This window comes from Venatorbacter sp. C2-1 (genome assembly GCF_022832715.1).
GTDB lineage: Bacteria > Pseudomonadota > Gammaproteobacteria > Pseudomonadales > Oceanobacteraceae > Venatoribacter > Venatoribacter alkanivorans.
Genome location: NZ_CP094879.1, coordinates 3,490,185 through 3,504,201, shown reverse-complemented (window position 1 = coordinate 3,504,201; position 14,017 = coordinate 3,490,185). Strand labels below are relative to the sequence as shown.

At 55.5% G+C, this 14,017-nt stretch carries 15 protein-coding genes; 4 read left to right on the top strand and 11 right to left on the bottom strand.

Annotation, left to right across the window (positions count from 1 at the left end; genetic code table 11):
* Window positions 1-16: 16 nt before the first annotated feature.
* The 8 genes from MT343_RS15725 to MT343_RS15690 form a co-directional block, all read right to left on the bottom strand.
* Window positions 17-1,939 (bottom strand): PrkA family serine protein kinase, encoded by a 1,923-nt coding sequence (locus MT343_RS15725; protein ID WP_145466417.1) that lies wholly within the window; start codon window positions 1,937-1,939, stop codon window positions 17-19.
* Between the two features lie 336 nt (window positions 1,940-2,275).
* Window positions 2,276-2,599, bottom strand: coding sequence for a thiosulfate sulfurtransferase GlpE (gene glpE / locus MT343_RS15720; RefSeq protein ID WP_145466416.1), 324 nt, complete (start codon window positions 2,597-2,599; stop codon window positions 2,276-2,278).
* Window positions 2,600-2,638: 39 nt separating this feature from the next.
* Window positions 2,639-3,454, bottom strand: coding sequence for a symmetrical bis(5'-nucleosyl)-tetraphosphatase (locus MT343_RS15715; RefSeq protein ID WP_145466415.1), 816 nt, complete (start codon window positions 3,452-3,454; stop codon window positions 2,639-2,641).
* Window positions 3,455-3,490: 36 nt separating this feature from the next.
* Window positions 3,491-3,868, bottom strand: coding sequence for a Co2+/Mg2+ efflux protein ApaG (apaG, locus tag MT343_RS15710; RefSeq protein WP_145466414.1), 378 nt, complete (start codon window positions 3,866-3,868; stop codon window positions 3,491-3,493).
* Window positions 3,865-4,740: a 16S rRNA (adenine(1518)-N(6)/adenine(1519)-N(6))-dimethyltransferase RsmA gene (rsmA, locus tag MT343_RS15705; protein WP_145466413.1), complete on the bottom strand. Its 876-nt coding sequence runs from the start codon at window positions 4,738-4,740 to the stop codon at window positions 3,865-3,867. Before rsmA ends, apaG begins: the two co-directional genes overlap by 4 nt.
* Window position 4,741: 1 nt before the next feature.
* Window positions 4,742-5,716: a 4-hydroxythreonine-4-phosphate dehydrogenase PdxA gene (pdxA, locus tag MT343_RS15700; protein ID WP_145466412.1), complete on the bottom strand. Its 975-nt coding sequence runs from the start codon at window positions 5,714-5,716 to the stop codon at window positions 4,742-4,744.
* Window positions 5,713-6,993 carry a peptidylprolyl isomerase gene (locus MT343_RS15695; protein WP_145466411.1) on the bottom strand — a complete coding sequence of 427 codons (1,281 nt, stop codon included), beginning with the start codon at window positions 6,991-6,993 and terminating at the stop codon, window positions 5,713-5,715. Before MT343_RS15695 ends, pdxA begins: the two co-directional genes overlap by 4 nt.
* Window positions 6,983-9,496, bottom strand: coding sequence for an LPS-assembly protein LptD (locus MT343_RS15690; protein WP_145466410.1), 2,514 nt, complete (start codon window positions 9,494-9,496; stop codon window positions 6,983-6,985). Before MT343_RS15690 ends, MT343_RS15695 begins: the two co-directional genes overlap by 11 nt.
* 117 nt (window positions 9,497-9,613) lie before the next feature.
* Here MT343_RS15690 and MT343_RS15685 point away from each other — a divergent pair, with 117 nt between their 5' ends.
* Genes MT343_RS15685 through djlA form a run of 3 tightly spaced genes read left to right on the top strand, consistent with a single transcriptional unit; the run spans window position 9,614 to window position 12,179 of the window.
* Window positions 9,614-10,669: an aminoglycoside phosphotransferase family protein gene (locus MT343_RS15685; protein WP_145466409.1), complete on the top strand. Its 1,056-nt coding sequence runs from the start codon at window positions 9,614-9,616 to the stop codon at window positions 10,667-10,669.
* A complete protein-coding gene (gene murU, locus MT343_RS15680; protein WP_145466408.1) occupies window positions 10,666-11,358 on the top strand; it encodes an N-acetylmuramate alpha-1-phosphate uridylyltransferase MurU in 693 nt (230 codons plus the stop codon). Before MT343_RS15685 ends, murU begins: the two co-directional genes overlap by 4 nt.
* Window positions 11,355-12,179, top strand: coding sequence for a co-chaperone DjlA (djlA, locus tag MT343_RS15675; protein ID WP_145466407.1), 825 nt, complete (start codon window positions 11,355-11,357; stop codon window positions 12,177-12,179). Before murU ends, djlA begins: the two co-directional genes overlap by 4 nt.
* A 12-nt stretch (window positions 12,180-12,191) precedes the next feature.
* Here djlA and MT343_RS15670 read toward each other — a convergent pair whose 3' ends face one another.
* The 3 genes from MT343_RS15670 to trhA all read right to left on the bottom strand — a co-directional run bounded on the left by MT343_RS15670 (window position 12,192) and on the right by trhA (window position 13,598).
* Window positions 12,192-12,437, bottom strand: a complete 246-nt coding sequence (locus MT343_RS15670; protein ID WP_145466406.1) for a hypothetical protein — start codon at window positions 12,435-12,437, stop codon at window positions 12,192-12,194.
* A 9-nt stretch (window positions 12,438-12,446) separates the two neighbouring features.
* Window positions 12,447-12,881 carry an alternative ribosome rescue aminoacyl-tRNA hydrolase ArfB gene (arfB, locus tag MT343_RS15665; protein WP_145466405.1) on the bottom strand — a complete coding sequence of 145 codons (435 nt, stop codon included), beginning with the start codon at window positions 12,879-12,881 and terminating at the stop codon, window positions 12,447-12,449.
* Between the two features lie 63 nt (window positions 12,882-12,944).
* A complete protein-coding gene (trhA, locus tag MT343_RS15660; RefSeq protein ID WP_145466404.1) occupies window positions 12,945-13,598 on the bottom strand; it encodes a PAQR family membrane homeostasis protein TrhA in 654 nt (217 codons plus the stop codon).
* A 106-nt stretch (window positions 13,599-13,704) separates the two neighbouring features.
* Between trhA and MT343_RS15655 the strand changes: the two genes are divergently transcribed.
* Entirely contained in the window at window positions 13,705-13,986 is a 282-nt protein-coding gene (locus MT343_RS15655; RefSeq protein ID WP_145466403.1) for a GIY-YIG nuclease family protein, read from the top strand.
* Window positions 13,987-14,017 lie beyond the last annotated feature (31 nt).

The following is a 14,017-nucleotide window of genomic DNA, read 5'->3' as shown; positions in this document are numbered from 1 at the left end:
TTGCTGTTGTCGTCGTCTACTGCGATTTACGCACGCGCAGATACCACTCAGACAGCAGCCGTACTTGTTTCTCGGTATATCCTCTCTCGGTCATACGGGCTACAAAGTCGTCGTGTTTCTTCTGGTCGTCGGATGACGATTTTGCCGAGAAGGAAATAACAGGTAACAGATCCTCGGTGTTGGAGAACATTTTTTTCTCGATAACGGAGCGCATTTTTTCGTACGACTGCCAGGACGGGTTATTGCCATTGTTATTGGCACGTGCCCGCAGTACGAAGTTGACGATCTCGTTACGGAAATCTTTAGGGTTACTGATGCCAGCCGCTTTTTCGATTTTTTCGAGTTCTTCGTTAATCGAAGCGCGGTCAAGCATTTCACCGGTTTCCGGATCGCGGTATTCCTGATCCTGAATCCAGAAGTCGGCATAGGTTACGTAGCGGTCAAAAATATTCTGACCGTATTCAGCATAGGATTCGAGGTAAGCTGTCTGAATCTCTTTACCGATAAAGCCAACGTATTCGGTCGCCAGATACTCTTTAATAAAATTCAGGTAGCGGTTATGCACTTCTTCCGGGAATTGCTCCTGCTCTATGGCCTGCTCCAGAACGTAGAGCAGGTGAACCGGGTTAGCTGCCACTTCGGTTGAATCAAAGTTAAAGACTTTGGACAGAATTTTGAAAGCAAAGCGGGTGGAAATCCCACTCATGCCTTCATCAACGCCAGCGGCGTCACGGTATTCCTGAATGGATTTTGCTTTCGGATCGGTGTCTTTCAGATTCTCACCGTTATAGACCCGCATTTTTGAATAAATACTGGAATTTTCCGGCACTTTTAAACGTGAAAGCACAGTAAACTGAGCCAGCATTTTCAGTGTGTCGGGGGCGCAATGGGCGTTGGCTAATGAGCTGCCGGAAAGCAGTTTTTCGTAGATTTTGACTTCTTCATTAACACGTACACAGTAAGGCACTTTGACGATATAAACCCGGTCAAGAAAAGCCTCATTGTTTTTGTTGTTTTTAAAGGTCTGCCATTCCGACTCATTGGAGTGAGCGAGAATAATTCCCTGATAAGGAATAGCGCCCATGCCTTCGGTGCCGTTGTAGTTACCTTCCTGCGTGGCGGTCAGCAGTGGATGCAGCACTTTAATGGGTGCTTTGAACATCTCAACAAATTCCATCAGGCCCTGATTAGCGCGGTTCAGCGCTCCGGAATAGGCGTAAGCGTCCGGGTCATCCTGGGAGTAATCTTCCAGCTTGCGGATATCAACTTTACCCACCAGAGCAGAAATATCCTGGTTGTTTTCATCGCCGGGTTCGGTCTTGGCAACGGCAATCTGATCCAGAATGGATGGATAAAGTTTAACGACTTCAAATTTACTGATATCGCCGCCCATTTCATGCAGGCGTTTGACCGCCCAGGGCGACATCACATGGCCGAGATAATGGCGCGGAATTCCGTAATCTTCCTGCAGAATCTGAGCGTCTTCTTCCGGGTCGAATAACCCCAGAGGTGATTCAAAAACCGGAGAGCCTTTAATGGCATAAAACGGAATATGTTCGATCAGATGCTTGAGGCGTTCGGCCAGAGAGGATTTACCGCCGCCTACGGGGCCAAGCAGGTAGAGAATCTGTTTACGTTCTTCCAGACCCTGAGCGGCGTGGCGGAAATAAGAGACGATATTTTCCACCGCTTCTTCCATGCCGTAGAACTCGGAGAAGGCCGGATAACGCTTAATCACTTTGTTGGAGAATATGCGGCTTAAGCGCAGGTCTTTGGCGGTGTCGATTAATTCCGGTTCGCCGATGGCCATCAGCATGCGTTCAGCGGCTGTGGCGTATACGCTTTTGTCCTGTTTGCACAATTCGAGGTATTCCTGCAGGCTCATGACTTCTTCCTGCGTGGCGGAGTACCTGTCTTTGTATCGGCTGAATACGCTCATAGTTCACCTCTCCGGTAGCAACTGTTCGGTCTTGTAATTTTTTTCGGTTACATAAAATTCCGTTAATTAATGCCTGTTTCTCTCAGACCAGTATGGTTCAGTTTGGTTGAGTCGTGCCACTAAATAATTTTATTACACGCTTTTTTAAGGCTGGATTTCAGATCGGGGGTGACTGTTTTTTGTCGCCCTGATCAGCCTGAATTTAATTATGCATTGAGCGTGCCGCTTATTACTGAACGGAATAGAAGAGCTGCTTCAGTAACGCCGGGTATGGCTCAGATTCAAGGGAGGGGGAAAAGAGAGAGGAGACCACAGCGTTTGCTGTGGCCGGTGTTATCAGCTGTGCTCGCACCACTCCGGGAATGCCAGTTTCCACATCTCGTAGCCGCCATCGAGGCTGTAGACATCGGTGTAGCCCTGCTCGCCGAAGAACTGTGCAGCACCCTGACTGGAGTTGCCATGGTAGCAGCAGACGACCAGCGGCTGATCTTTGGCTGTGGCCGCCATGAATTCTGTCAGATTCTGGTTATCGACCCGCTTTGCCGCGCGGATATGGCCGGCGGAATAGCTCATGGCATCCCGGATATCGGCGATGGCAGCATTGCCCTGCTCAAACAGGGCTTTGGCATCACCGGCTGTAATATGTTTAAACGCACTCATGTATTACCTCGCTTGGCCCCGCTGTTGTATGGGGCTGTGTTATACGGTCTGAGCCGGCACCCGGAACCATTGCTGGTCTTCGAGACGCAGGGCTGATAATTCTCCGCCCCAGACACAACCGGTATCCAGGGCATAAACATTGGTGCCATTCGCTTTGCCTTCCAGCGCCGCCCAGTGGCCAAACAGCAGACGGGTGGTTGCTGCGGCGCGGTTTTCTGCTTCAAACCAGGGCAGGTAACCCGGCGGCGCCTGATCCAGACCTTCTTTGCTGAGCAGGTCGAGCTGGCCGGCCGGGCTGATAAAGCGCATCCGGGTCAGATAATTGACGATCAGGCGCAGGCGCTCCATGCCCTGCAGATCTTTCTGCCACTGGTCGGGCAGGTTGCCGTACATCTGGCGGAAGAACTCAGTGCAATCTTCGCTCTGCAGCACGGCTTCGACTTCCTGTGCCCGTTTGCGTGCCTTGCGTGCACTCCAGGCGGGCGGAATACCGGCGTGGCTCATGCACCAGTTACGCGCTTCATCCAGTACGACCAGAGGCTGAAAGCGCAGCCAGTCGAGCAATTCATCGCGGTCCGGAGCATTGAGCACCGGCGTCAGGGTATCGCTGCTGCGACTGCTGTGGCCGCCATAGTGCATGGCCAGCAGATGCAGATCATGATTACCCAGCACGCAGCGCACGCGGTGGCCGAGGCTTTTGGCAAAACGCAGGACTTCGAGAGATTGCGGACCCCGGTTAACCAGGTCGCCGGCCAGCCACAGCTGATCTTTGTGCGGATCAAACTGCACCAGTGCCAGCAGGCGCTGCAGAGGTTCGTAACAACCTTGAATATCACCAATTGCGTATGTTGACATCTAGCAATCTTCTCGTCGAGGCGTTGTGGGCGAATGTCAGTTCAGGGCGTTGGGTGTCGCCAGGGTAAACACCGGAATGGTGGCGTGAAACAGGGTGCCGTCATCCGCTTCCATCACATAGTAACCGCGCATGCTGCCAACCCGGGTGGCGAGTACGGCGCCGGAGGAATAGCGATAGCTTTCATGCGGCTCGATGGTCGGCTGTTCGCCGACCACGCCTTCACCTTTGACTTCCTGCACATCGTTGTTGCCATCGGCAATAAACCAGTGGCGTGAGCGCAGTGTCGCGGCCTGCTCGCCGCGGTTATGAATATCGATATGGTAGGCGAAGACAAAGCGCTTCTCGTCCGGCACCGACTGCTGCTCGAGGTATTCACACTGCACGCTGACCACAATGCTGTCGTCGAGGCTCATGCCTGTTCTCCGCTGTCGTCCGCGTTTGCATCAGGCGCAGCCTGCAGCAGTTCGTAAACGGCATCGGCGATGCGCACGTATTCTTCCAGCGTCAGACGCTCCGGGCGCAGCGTGGTATCAATACCAATGGCTTCCAGCTGTTCGGCGCTGATCAGGTTTTTCAGGGTATTGCGCAGGGTTTTGCGGCGCATGCTGAAGGCTTCGCGCACCACGCGTTCCAGTGTTTTGGTGTCTTTTGCCGGGAAAGGCAGTACATCGTAGGGGCTCATACGCACGATGGCGGAATCGACCTTGGGTGGCGGATTAAACGAGCCCGGGCCAACGATAAACAGCGGCTCCACCTTACAGTAGTACTGCGCCATGATGCCCAAACGGCCATAGTCGGAGGTGCCCGGTCCGGCAGCCAGGCGATCAACCACTTCTTTCTGCAACATAAAGTGCATGTCCTGCACGATAGTGTGATGGGACAGGAAGTGGAAAATCAGCGGTGTGGAGATGTTGTACGGCAGGTTGCCGACAATCCGCAGCTGCTGACCCGGTTGCAGCAGTTGGCGGAAATCGAACTTCAGCGCGTCGCCTTCGTGGATACGGAATTCCGGAAAGTTAAAAAACTTGGTACGCAGAATCGGGATCAGATCGCGGTCGAGTTCAACCACGTCGAGCTTACCGCAGGCGTCTAATAGTGGTTCGGTCAGGGCGCCCATACCTGGGCCGATTTCGACCAGCGCATCACTGTGCTTCGGGTTGATGGCGCGCACGATCTTATCAATCACATGATGGTCGTGCAGGAAGTTCTGACCAAAGCGCTTACGGGCTTTATGGCCCTGGGCTTTCGGAACGTGACCCTGAGCTTTGGAGTTATGTCTTGTCATGTCAGTTTGCCATTTGCAGTGCGACTTCGATGGCGGTCAGCAGGCTGCCGCTGTCAGCCTGTCCGGTAGCGGCAAGATCGAGCGCCGTACCATGATCGACCGAAGTCCGGATTACGGGAAGTCCCAGGGTTATATTGGCGGCGCGGCCGAAGCCGTGAAACTTGAGCACCGGCAGGCCCTGATCGTGATACATGGCCAGGGTTGCGTCCGCCTGTTGCAGATGCTTGGGAGTATAGAGGGTATCGGCGGGCAGTGGGCCAATCAGATCCATGCCTTCATCGCGCAGCTGCTCAAGGGTCGGAATAATAATATCCAGCTCTTCACGGCCAAGATGGCCATCTTCTCCGGCATGCGGATTCAGACCGGCAACCAGAATGCGCGGTTTGGCGACACCAAAGAAGGTTTGCAGATCGTGATGCAGAATACGGGTGACGCGTTTGATGCGATCCGGGGTGATGGCATCGGCGACGGCGCGCAGTGGTAAATGAGTGGTTACCAGAGCCACACGCAGATCGCTGGTGGCCAGCATCATCACCACTTCTTCAACGCCACAGTAGTCGCGGAAGTATTCGGTATGACCACTGAAGGCGATGCCGGCGTCATTGATAATGCCTTTGTGCACCGGGGCGGTCACCATACCGGCCCAGTGTTTATCCAGTGCGCCCTGTACGGCGACGCGCAGGGTTTCCAGCACATAGGCGCTGTTGGCTTTGTCGAGCTGTCCGGCACGTACCGGAGCACGCAGACTGACCGGACAGACGGTCAGCTCGCCGGCGGCGCTGGCAATGGCTTCAGCAGCCGGGTCAAACTCTCGCAGGCGCAGTGGCAGGCCAAGCTGCTCTGCGCGCTGCATTAACAGATCCGGGTCGGCAATAACGACGCGTTCGCAGCTATGTGGCTGTTGTGCAATCTGAATACACAGATCCGGACCAATGCCTGCAGGCTCTCCGGCGGTAATGGCCAGGCGCAGCGTCATGGACGCTCCTTGATATCAACATAGGCTTCGGAGCGGATTTTACGCAGCCAGATTGGCAGCTCTTCTTCAAAGCGGCGGCCGTACAGCATCTGGCGCACCTGATTGCGCTGGTTCTCGGCGCCAACATCGGTCTGGCGACGGTCTTCAACCTGCAGAATGTGCCAGCCGAACTGGCTCTCGAATGGCGCGCTGATTTTTCCGGCACCGGTCTGCTGCATGGTGGCATCGAATTCCGGCACCATATCGCCCGGATTCACCCAGCCCAGATCACCGCCACTGGCGCCGCTGCCCGGGTCATCGCTGAATTCCTGTGCCAGAGCGGCAAAGTCTTCGCCGGCCTGCAGGCGCTGATACAGCTGATTAATCAGCTCTTCTGCCTGCTGCTGGTCGCGTACCTCGTTGGTGCGGATCAGGATATGGCGGGTTTTGGTCTGGGTAATCAACTGGGTGTTGCCACCGCGTTTATCTTTAAGCTTGATGATGTGATAACCGCTGGCGCTTTTGATCGGATCGGAAATGCCACCCACCTGCAGCTTAGGTGCCACCGGGGCGAAGATGCCCGGCAGCTGGGCTTCTTTACGCCAGCCCAGATCACCGCCATCGAGGGCGGTACGGCCACTGGATTCAGCAATGGCCATCTGGCGGAAATCGGCGCCATTACGCAGTTTCTTCACCAGCATTTCGGCTTTTTTAGCGGCGGCCTGCAGATCGGCCGGTGAGGCTTCAGAAGGCACGGCAATCAGGATGTGGCCCAGATTGTATTCCGCGGCGGAAGCCATTTTGCCCAGATCGGAGGCGAGGAAGTAATCGACATCTTGATCGGTGATCTGAATACGCTCACCGACCTGAAAGCGTTGTACGCGGGATATGCGCATTTCATTCAGAATCTGCTGGCGGGCGCTGGCAAAGGACACACCTTCTTTTTCCATCGCTTTCTGGAATTGCGGCAGCGTCATATTGTTCTGTGCAGCAATGCGTCCCAATGCTTCGTTCAGCTGAGCATCGCTGATACGGATACCGCCGCGGTCAGCCATCTGCAGCTGAATGCTTTCCAGAATCATGCGCTCCAGCACCTGAGCACGCAGCACATCGGCCGGCGGCAGAGCGCCACCGGCATTCTGGCGTTTTACGCTGTCAATGCGTTCAGTCAGTTCACTGGCCATCAGGATGTCGTCATCGACAACGGCGACCACTTCATCAATGGGTACCGGAGCAGCCAGCGCGTGCTGACTTGCCAGGGCAAAAATACTGCTGAGCAGGAGGGTTTTAATAGTCATGGTATTGTCGTCTTGAGTATCCGGTTATGCCTTCACTGATAATTTCGTCGGTGCCACTGCCGAAGCTGCCGAGACCTTTGAGCTGAATGCTGAGCATAAAGCCGTAGCGTTTGTCGGTGCTGAATTCGGCATCAGCATCGGTATCTTTGGGCGATGTTTCGCGGTACAGCATCTGTACCCGCCAGCAGCAGTTCTGGTACTCGAGACCGGCCAGGGATTCGAGCACCGGGCTGACCGGCTTTTTCTCGGTGCTGTTGCTGTCATAAGAGCGCAAATCGCGCAGCTGGCGTCCAACCAGTGCCCAGCGGTCGGTCAGCGACCAGAAGAAGCCCGCATCCAGCTGCTTGGTGCTGGTCAGCACTTTGTCGGTTGTGTTGTTGTAACTTTGCACCGTGTTGGTGGCAAGGTTCAGGAAGCGGTTATTCAACCCTTCAAAGCGCACACCATAACGACGCTGACGGGCAAAGTCTTCGTAGGTGTCCCATTCCAGCGTGTGGTACAGCGACCACTTTTCATCCGGGTTCCATTCCACTTCGCCCAGCGTACTGGATGTGGCCTGAGTATCCGCGTCAGGCACGGTGCTGCCGTTCAGCTGTACCAGACGGTCCTGGTTGTACCAGATACGACCGACGCTGGCGCGGAATTGTTCCAGACCGTCATCGCGGATAAAGCGCGTGGTCAGACCGGCGCTGACCTGATCAAGGTCGGCCAGGCGGTCGCCACCGGTAAAACGGTCGCCGTTAAACAGGCTGGCGTAGGTGACGGTGGTTTTGGTGCTGTCGAAATTAGGAATCTGATCCTGCCCGGCCAGATACGGGCTTTTCACCCAGAACAGGCGCGGCTCCAGTGTCTGCTGATAGTCGCTGCCGAACCAGTCGAATTCGCGCTCAAAAAACAGACCGGCATCGACACTGTAGCGGCCGGTTCCCTGGCTGACGTCCAGCTTGGGGTCGGTGAGCGTGTCGTCGGCGTTGGTCAGTTTATAGCTGCGCTGGCGGAATTCGGCCTTGGGGAGGAGAAAACCAAATGGCCATTCCAGCGGGTAGGCAATGCTGGTGTCGGACAGCAGGCGGTCACCGTTGAGGGCGGCAAAGCCGCTGAGGGTTTGTTCGCTGTCGTTAATAATGGCTTCGTCTTCGCGGGTAAAACGGGTGGCCTGCAGGCGTTGCTGAATCTGCAGGGCATTGATCACCAGTGGCTGATAACTCAGGTTCAGCTGTGGCAGACGGCGGTAGGGACGGTTACCGAGGGCGATGGTTTCGTCGATGGTCTGGAAACTCTCGGCGGTAATATCAAAATGCCAGCTGTTCTGATCCCAGAGAATTTCCCCGCGGCGTGGCAGGTGGGTGGTGCGGTCGATGGCCGCAGTCGGACGCATATCGCTGAGGTAATCTTTGTCGCTGATGTTGTTGTATACCCAGCGGTGCTGCCAGCCAGCGCCGAGTTCACCGGATTGCTGATAATTCACCAGCCAGCGTTCTTCGCCTTCGGTAGCGTCTTTATTGAGGTAGCCGTAGTTCAGTTCGCCGTCACCAAACCAGCGGGTTTTGTGTCTGAACTGGCTTTCCCACAGCATGCCGCGGTCGAGGATATGATGCGGCACGATGGTGGTGTCGGCATTGGCGGCAATGTTCCAGTAAAACGGCAACTGAATATCTTCCGCCTGAGCATATTCATTCAGGGTGAATTTCGGATCGAGAAAACCGGTCATGCGCTGGTCGCCGATCGGGAAGCGGTAATAAGGAATATACAGCACCGGTACTTCGGCCACGCGTACACGGGTATGCCAGGCGCTGCCGATGCCTTTGTTCTGGTCGAGGTGCAGTTCACTGGCCGCCAGATCCCAGTCGTTCTGGCCGGGCTCACAGAAGGTGAAGGTGGCGTCGGTTAAATTAATCTGGCCGGCTTCTAGGGTTTCGATATGGCCGGCGGAGCCACGGAAATGACGCTCCGGTACGGAATATTCGGCTTCGTAAAAATGCACTTCGCCATCACTCTGGCTGATGCTGGCCGATTCACCCTGCAGCACAACCTGAGGGGCCTGCAGTGACACGTTGCCATGAAACTCGCCGTAACCCCGGCTTTGGTACCAGCTGGCACGGTCGGCACGCAGCAGACGGTCTTGCTGTTGCAGCAGCACATCACCGCTCATCTCGGTGTCGCCGTTTTTATTCAGGGTGGAGCTGTCGGCTTCCGCTTCGATCCGCTCTGAGTCCAGTGGCGTAATCGCGGGAATACGGTAATTACCACTGCAGAATTCCGGCAGAGCCTGTTGCTCTTCTGCTGTCAGTTCGGCGCGGTCGTACCAGCTCAGTGGATGCGTGCTGGTGTTAATGACCGGCGCGGCGCTGGCCTGTTCTTCTGCCTGTACGGGCATAATGGCCAGAGCACTGAGTACAGATCCTGCCAGCAGCGGAGCAGGCAGCAGAGCTTTGCTGAAGCGGGCGGCGGGGCGCAGGAAAAAGGGAACCAGGCGCTGAATGTAAGGACAAATCTGAGTCATGAGCGGCTGTAGCGCCTATCCATATTGAGTATGTTATCTTAACGCGCACAGTAACTTATTAACCGGGGTGCCGCGCAAGGCGCCCAATTCTAGAACGACTAACCCTGAGAGGCCAGCATGGATCAGCGGCGGGACAATCTCGCTCAATGGGCGGTGGCGATGATTCGCCAGCATTCCGATTTTGATGTGACCGCAGAAATGGACATGGTATCCGGAGACGCAAGCTTCCGGCGCTATTTTCGTCTGCGCTGTTTGAACCACAGCTGGATTGCAGTTGATGCGCCGGCCGATAAAGAAGACAACCCGCGTTTTGTGCGTATCGCGCAGGCCTGGTACAAACACGATGTGGCCGTACCTAAGGTGCTGGCATACGACTTTGACCAGGGCTTTATGCTGCTGGAAGACTTCGGCGACCAGATGCTGTGGCCGGCGCTGCATGCTGACGGTGTCAGCAGCGCGACGGTACAGGGGCTGTATGAACAGGCCATTACCCAGTTGCTGCATATTCAGGATTTACCGGCCGATAATCTGCCACCTTACGATGCGGCACTGCTTGATCAGGAAATGGCGCTGTTCCGCGACTGGCTCTGCGTGCAGCAGCTGGGTATGACACTGAGCAGTGCTGAAGAACAGCTGCTGGCCGACACCTTTGCCTTATTAAAAGCCAATGCGCTGGCGCAACCGGTGGTGGCTGTGCACCGCGATTATCATTCACGCAATCTGATGCTGCGCGCTGACGGTTCGCTCGGTGTGATTGATTTTCAGGATGCAGTAGCAGGTCCGGCCACCTACGACCTGGTGTCTCTGCTGCGTGACTGTTATGTGCGCTGGCCGGCGGCGCTGGTTGATGAGCTGGCCGCGTCTTACTGGCAGCAGGCACGTCCGCTCGGTATTTATCTGGGCGAATGGAACCAGTTCCAGCGCGATTTCGATTTTATGGGAATGCAGCGTCATTTAAAGGCCGCCGGTATTTTTGCGCGGCTGAATCTGCGTGACGGTAAGAGCGGTTATCTGGCGGATATTCCTAACACCTGTCAGTACCTGCTGGAAATCAGTGGCCGTTATGAAGAATGTGCCGCCTTCCATCAGTGGCTGGCTGAGGTCTTTATCCCGCAGCTGGATAAACTGCCGGCTGCGGGTACTGACCAGCGTCGTGACAGCAGCGCTGAATGAAAGCCATGATTCTCGCCGCCGGTCGCGGCACCCGGATGGCGCCGCTGACCGATAACTGCCCCAAACCGCTGTTGCCGCTGGCGGGTAAAGCGCTGATTGTTCACCATATCGAAAAACTGGTGGCCGCTGGCATTACCGGGCTGGTGATCAATCACGCCTGGCGTGGCCATATGCTGGAGCAACAGCTGGGCGATGGCTCGGCCTTTGGTGCACAGATTCAGTATTCGCCGGAGGCCAGTGCGCTGGAAACCGGCGGCGGTATTCTGCAGGCCTTGCCATTATTAACCGCAACAGGGCAGGAGCCGTTTTTGCTGGTTAACGGTGATGTCTGGACCGACTGGGATTACCGGCAGGCGCTGCAGGTTTCACTGGCAAATGATCTGGCGCATTTATGGCTGGTGGATAACCCGGATCATAATCCCGCCGGTGATTTTGCCCTGCGTGATGGTCGGGTTCTGAGTGGCGGGAATATTCACCACGATCGCCTGACGTTCAGTGGTCTGAGTGTGTTGCGGCCACAATTGTTTGACGCTCAGGAAGCGGGGGCTTTTCCGCTGGCACCGTTACTGCGCCGGGCAATGGACGCCGGCCGTGTGGGCGGCACTCATTTGCGCCAGCGCTGGGTGGATGTCGGTACGCCACAGCGACTGGCAGAACTGGATGATTATCTGCGGACGACGGCTTTATGAATTTCTGGTTTGGTAAAGCCATGGGCGCGGTGATTGGCCTGTTCAGCGGCGGCCCTTTTGGTTTGCTGGTCGGCGCCTTTGCCGGGCATCTGTTTGATCAGACACTGGGGAAGGTGTTGCTCGGCCACGAGCCCTCAGCGGCTTCTGGCAGTCGCAACGAACGGGCACAGGTGCAGCAGGTGTTCTTCCGCGCGACTTTTCGTGTGATGGGAAGGCTGGCCAAGGCCGACGGCCGGGTCAGCGAGCAGGAAATTGATGCCGCCAGCCATATCATGGATCAGATGGGGCTGACCGGGCCGCAGCGTAATAATGCCATTCAGTTTTTTACCGAAGGCAAAGACCCGGATGTGGATTTAATGCCGGATCTGAACCGGCTGCGTGAGCTGTTCGCCCAGCGTGCCGGACTGGCGCAGATGTTTCTCGAAATTCAGCTCAGTGTGGCTTATGCCGATGGTCGCCTGTCGATTGAAGAGCGGCGTTTGTTTGACCGCATCTGCCGCGCGCTGGATATCGGTGCTTTTCAGTTTGAATGGATTAATGGCCGGGTGCAGGCGGCGATGCGCGGTGCCGGTCAGCGCCAGCAGCAGTCGCGGCCGGGTGTGCAGCCACAAAGTCAGTTGCGCGATGCCTACACCGTGCTGGGCGTTACTCCTGAGGCAACGGACGATGAACTGAAAAAAGCCTACCGCCGTTTAATGAGTCAGCATCATCCCGACAAGCTGGTGGCCAAAGGTTTACCGGAAGAAATGATGAAACTGGCGAAAGAAAAAACCCAGGAAATCCAGACCGCTTACGACCTGGTGCGCAAAGCGCGGGCTTAATCTTTATGCCTGCTAGCGACCAGGGCGGGTGAAGCGCTCGGTGGCTTTTTTATCCAGCCAGCGTCCAAGCCGGAGCAGCTCCTGATGGGCAATAATCAGGCTGACCAGCAGCAGGGCAAAGCCGATTACTGGCCAGCGGCTGGGAAGAATCCAGGATATGGCATAGAGCGCGGTAACCAAGAGCAGCACTTTGCTGACTATATTGAGCAGGAACTCCCAGGGGCCTTTGCCTGGCGGCAGTTTTTTTCTGATGGGCATTTGTAATTCTCAGTAATCCTTCACCTTGCCGCGCATATTTTTAATCGCACCGCGTTTGGTTTTACTGTCGACCCGTTTCTTTTTCGCAGAACGGGTCGGACGGGTGGCGATGCGTTTGGCCTGAACTTTACTCACACTCTGAATTAATTGCTGTAAGCGGGTCAGGGCATCCAGCCGGTTCTGTTCCTGAGTACGGTATTGCTGCGCCTTGATAATAATAACGCCGTCCTGAGTGATGCGCTGATCACGCAGTTCCAGCAGTTTTTCTTTATAAAATTCCGGCAGGTTGGATGCCTGAACGTTAAAACGCAGATGAATGGCGCTGGACACTTTATTCACGTTCTGACCGCCGGCGCCCTGGGCGCGTATCGCGGTCATATCGATGTCAGACCAGGGAATGCTGACGCTGTGGCTGATAAACAGCGGGTCGGTAATATCGTTCATGCGTTGCTTTAACGTCGCCTTTTTTTAATGGCTGGTTTTAATCCGTGCTTTTAACCGGTGCCTTTAGACAGGTACCTTGGCCAGATGAAAGGCAATGGCCCAGAAGTGACAGAAGCCACCGCCAATCACAAATAAATGCCAGATTTCGTGGAAGCCAAACCATTTCGGCCAGGGGTTTGGCCATTTGGTGGCGTAGACCACCGCACCAATGGTGTAGCTCAGGCCGCCGTACGTAATCCATTCCAGTGCGCCAGCGGGAATCTGGTCGAGCAGCGGATAAACAAACACCACCAGCCAGCCCATCAGCACATAAATGACGGTGGAGAACCAGCGTGGTGCGCTGATCCATACCAGTTTAAGAATGACACCGGTCAGTGCCAGTCCCCAGACCACGCCAAATAACCACCAGCCGCTGCTGCCGTGCAGTGGCACCAGACAAATCGGTGTGTAAGTGCCGGCAATCAGCAGAAAAATCGCCATATGATCGATGCGCTTCAGCCACTGAATGACTTCTTCTGAAGCATGGATCATGTGATACACCGTGCTGCTGGCAAACATCAGCAGCAGCGTGGCACCAAAAATCATAAAGGACACCATATGCCAGACACCGCCGTACATGGCAGCCTGAGCGGCGAGAATACAGAGGGCGACAATGGCAAAAACAGCGCCGGCCAGATGGGTCAGGCCACTGATGGGATCACGGAAAACAGCATGCATAGCGTTACAACTTATTTATGGTTTGGGTGAGAGCTGCGTATGATACGGGTTTTTTTCCGGGCCTGTTAAATCAGACTGTACAGGCTCTGTCTGTCTGAGGATTAACGTGCCTGCGGATTCTTCCCCCTGCTGGAGCCTGTATCTGGTTCGTATGGCCAGTGGTCAGCTGTATTGTGGTATCAGTACTGATGTTGAGCGGCGCTTCGCCGAACATTGCGCCAATGGCGCTAAAACCGCGCGCGCGCTGCGTGGCCGCGGACCTCTGGCGCTGGTTTATCAGACGGCGGTAGGTGCTCATGGTGATGCATTGCGAGCGGAAATGCGGGTAAAAAAACTGCCTAAGGCGGAAAAAGAGAAGCTGGTACGCGGAGAGCGTCCCTTGCCCTGAAGTCTGCCTGGGCAAGGGAGTTGTGACTGCC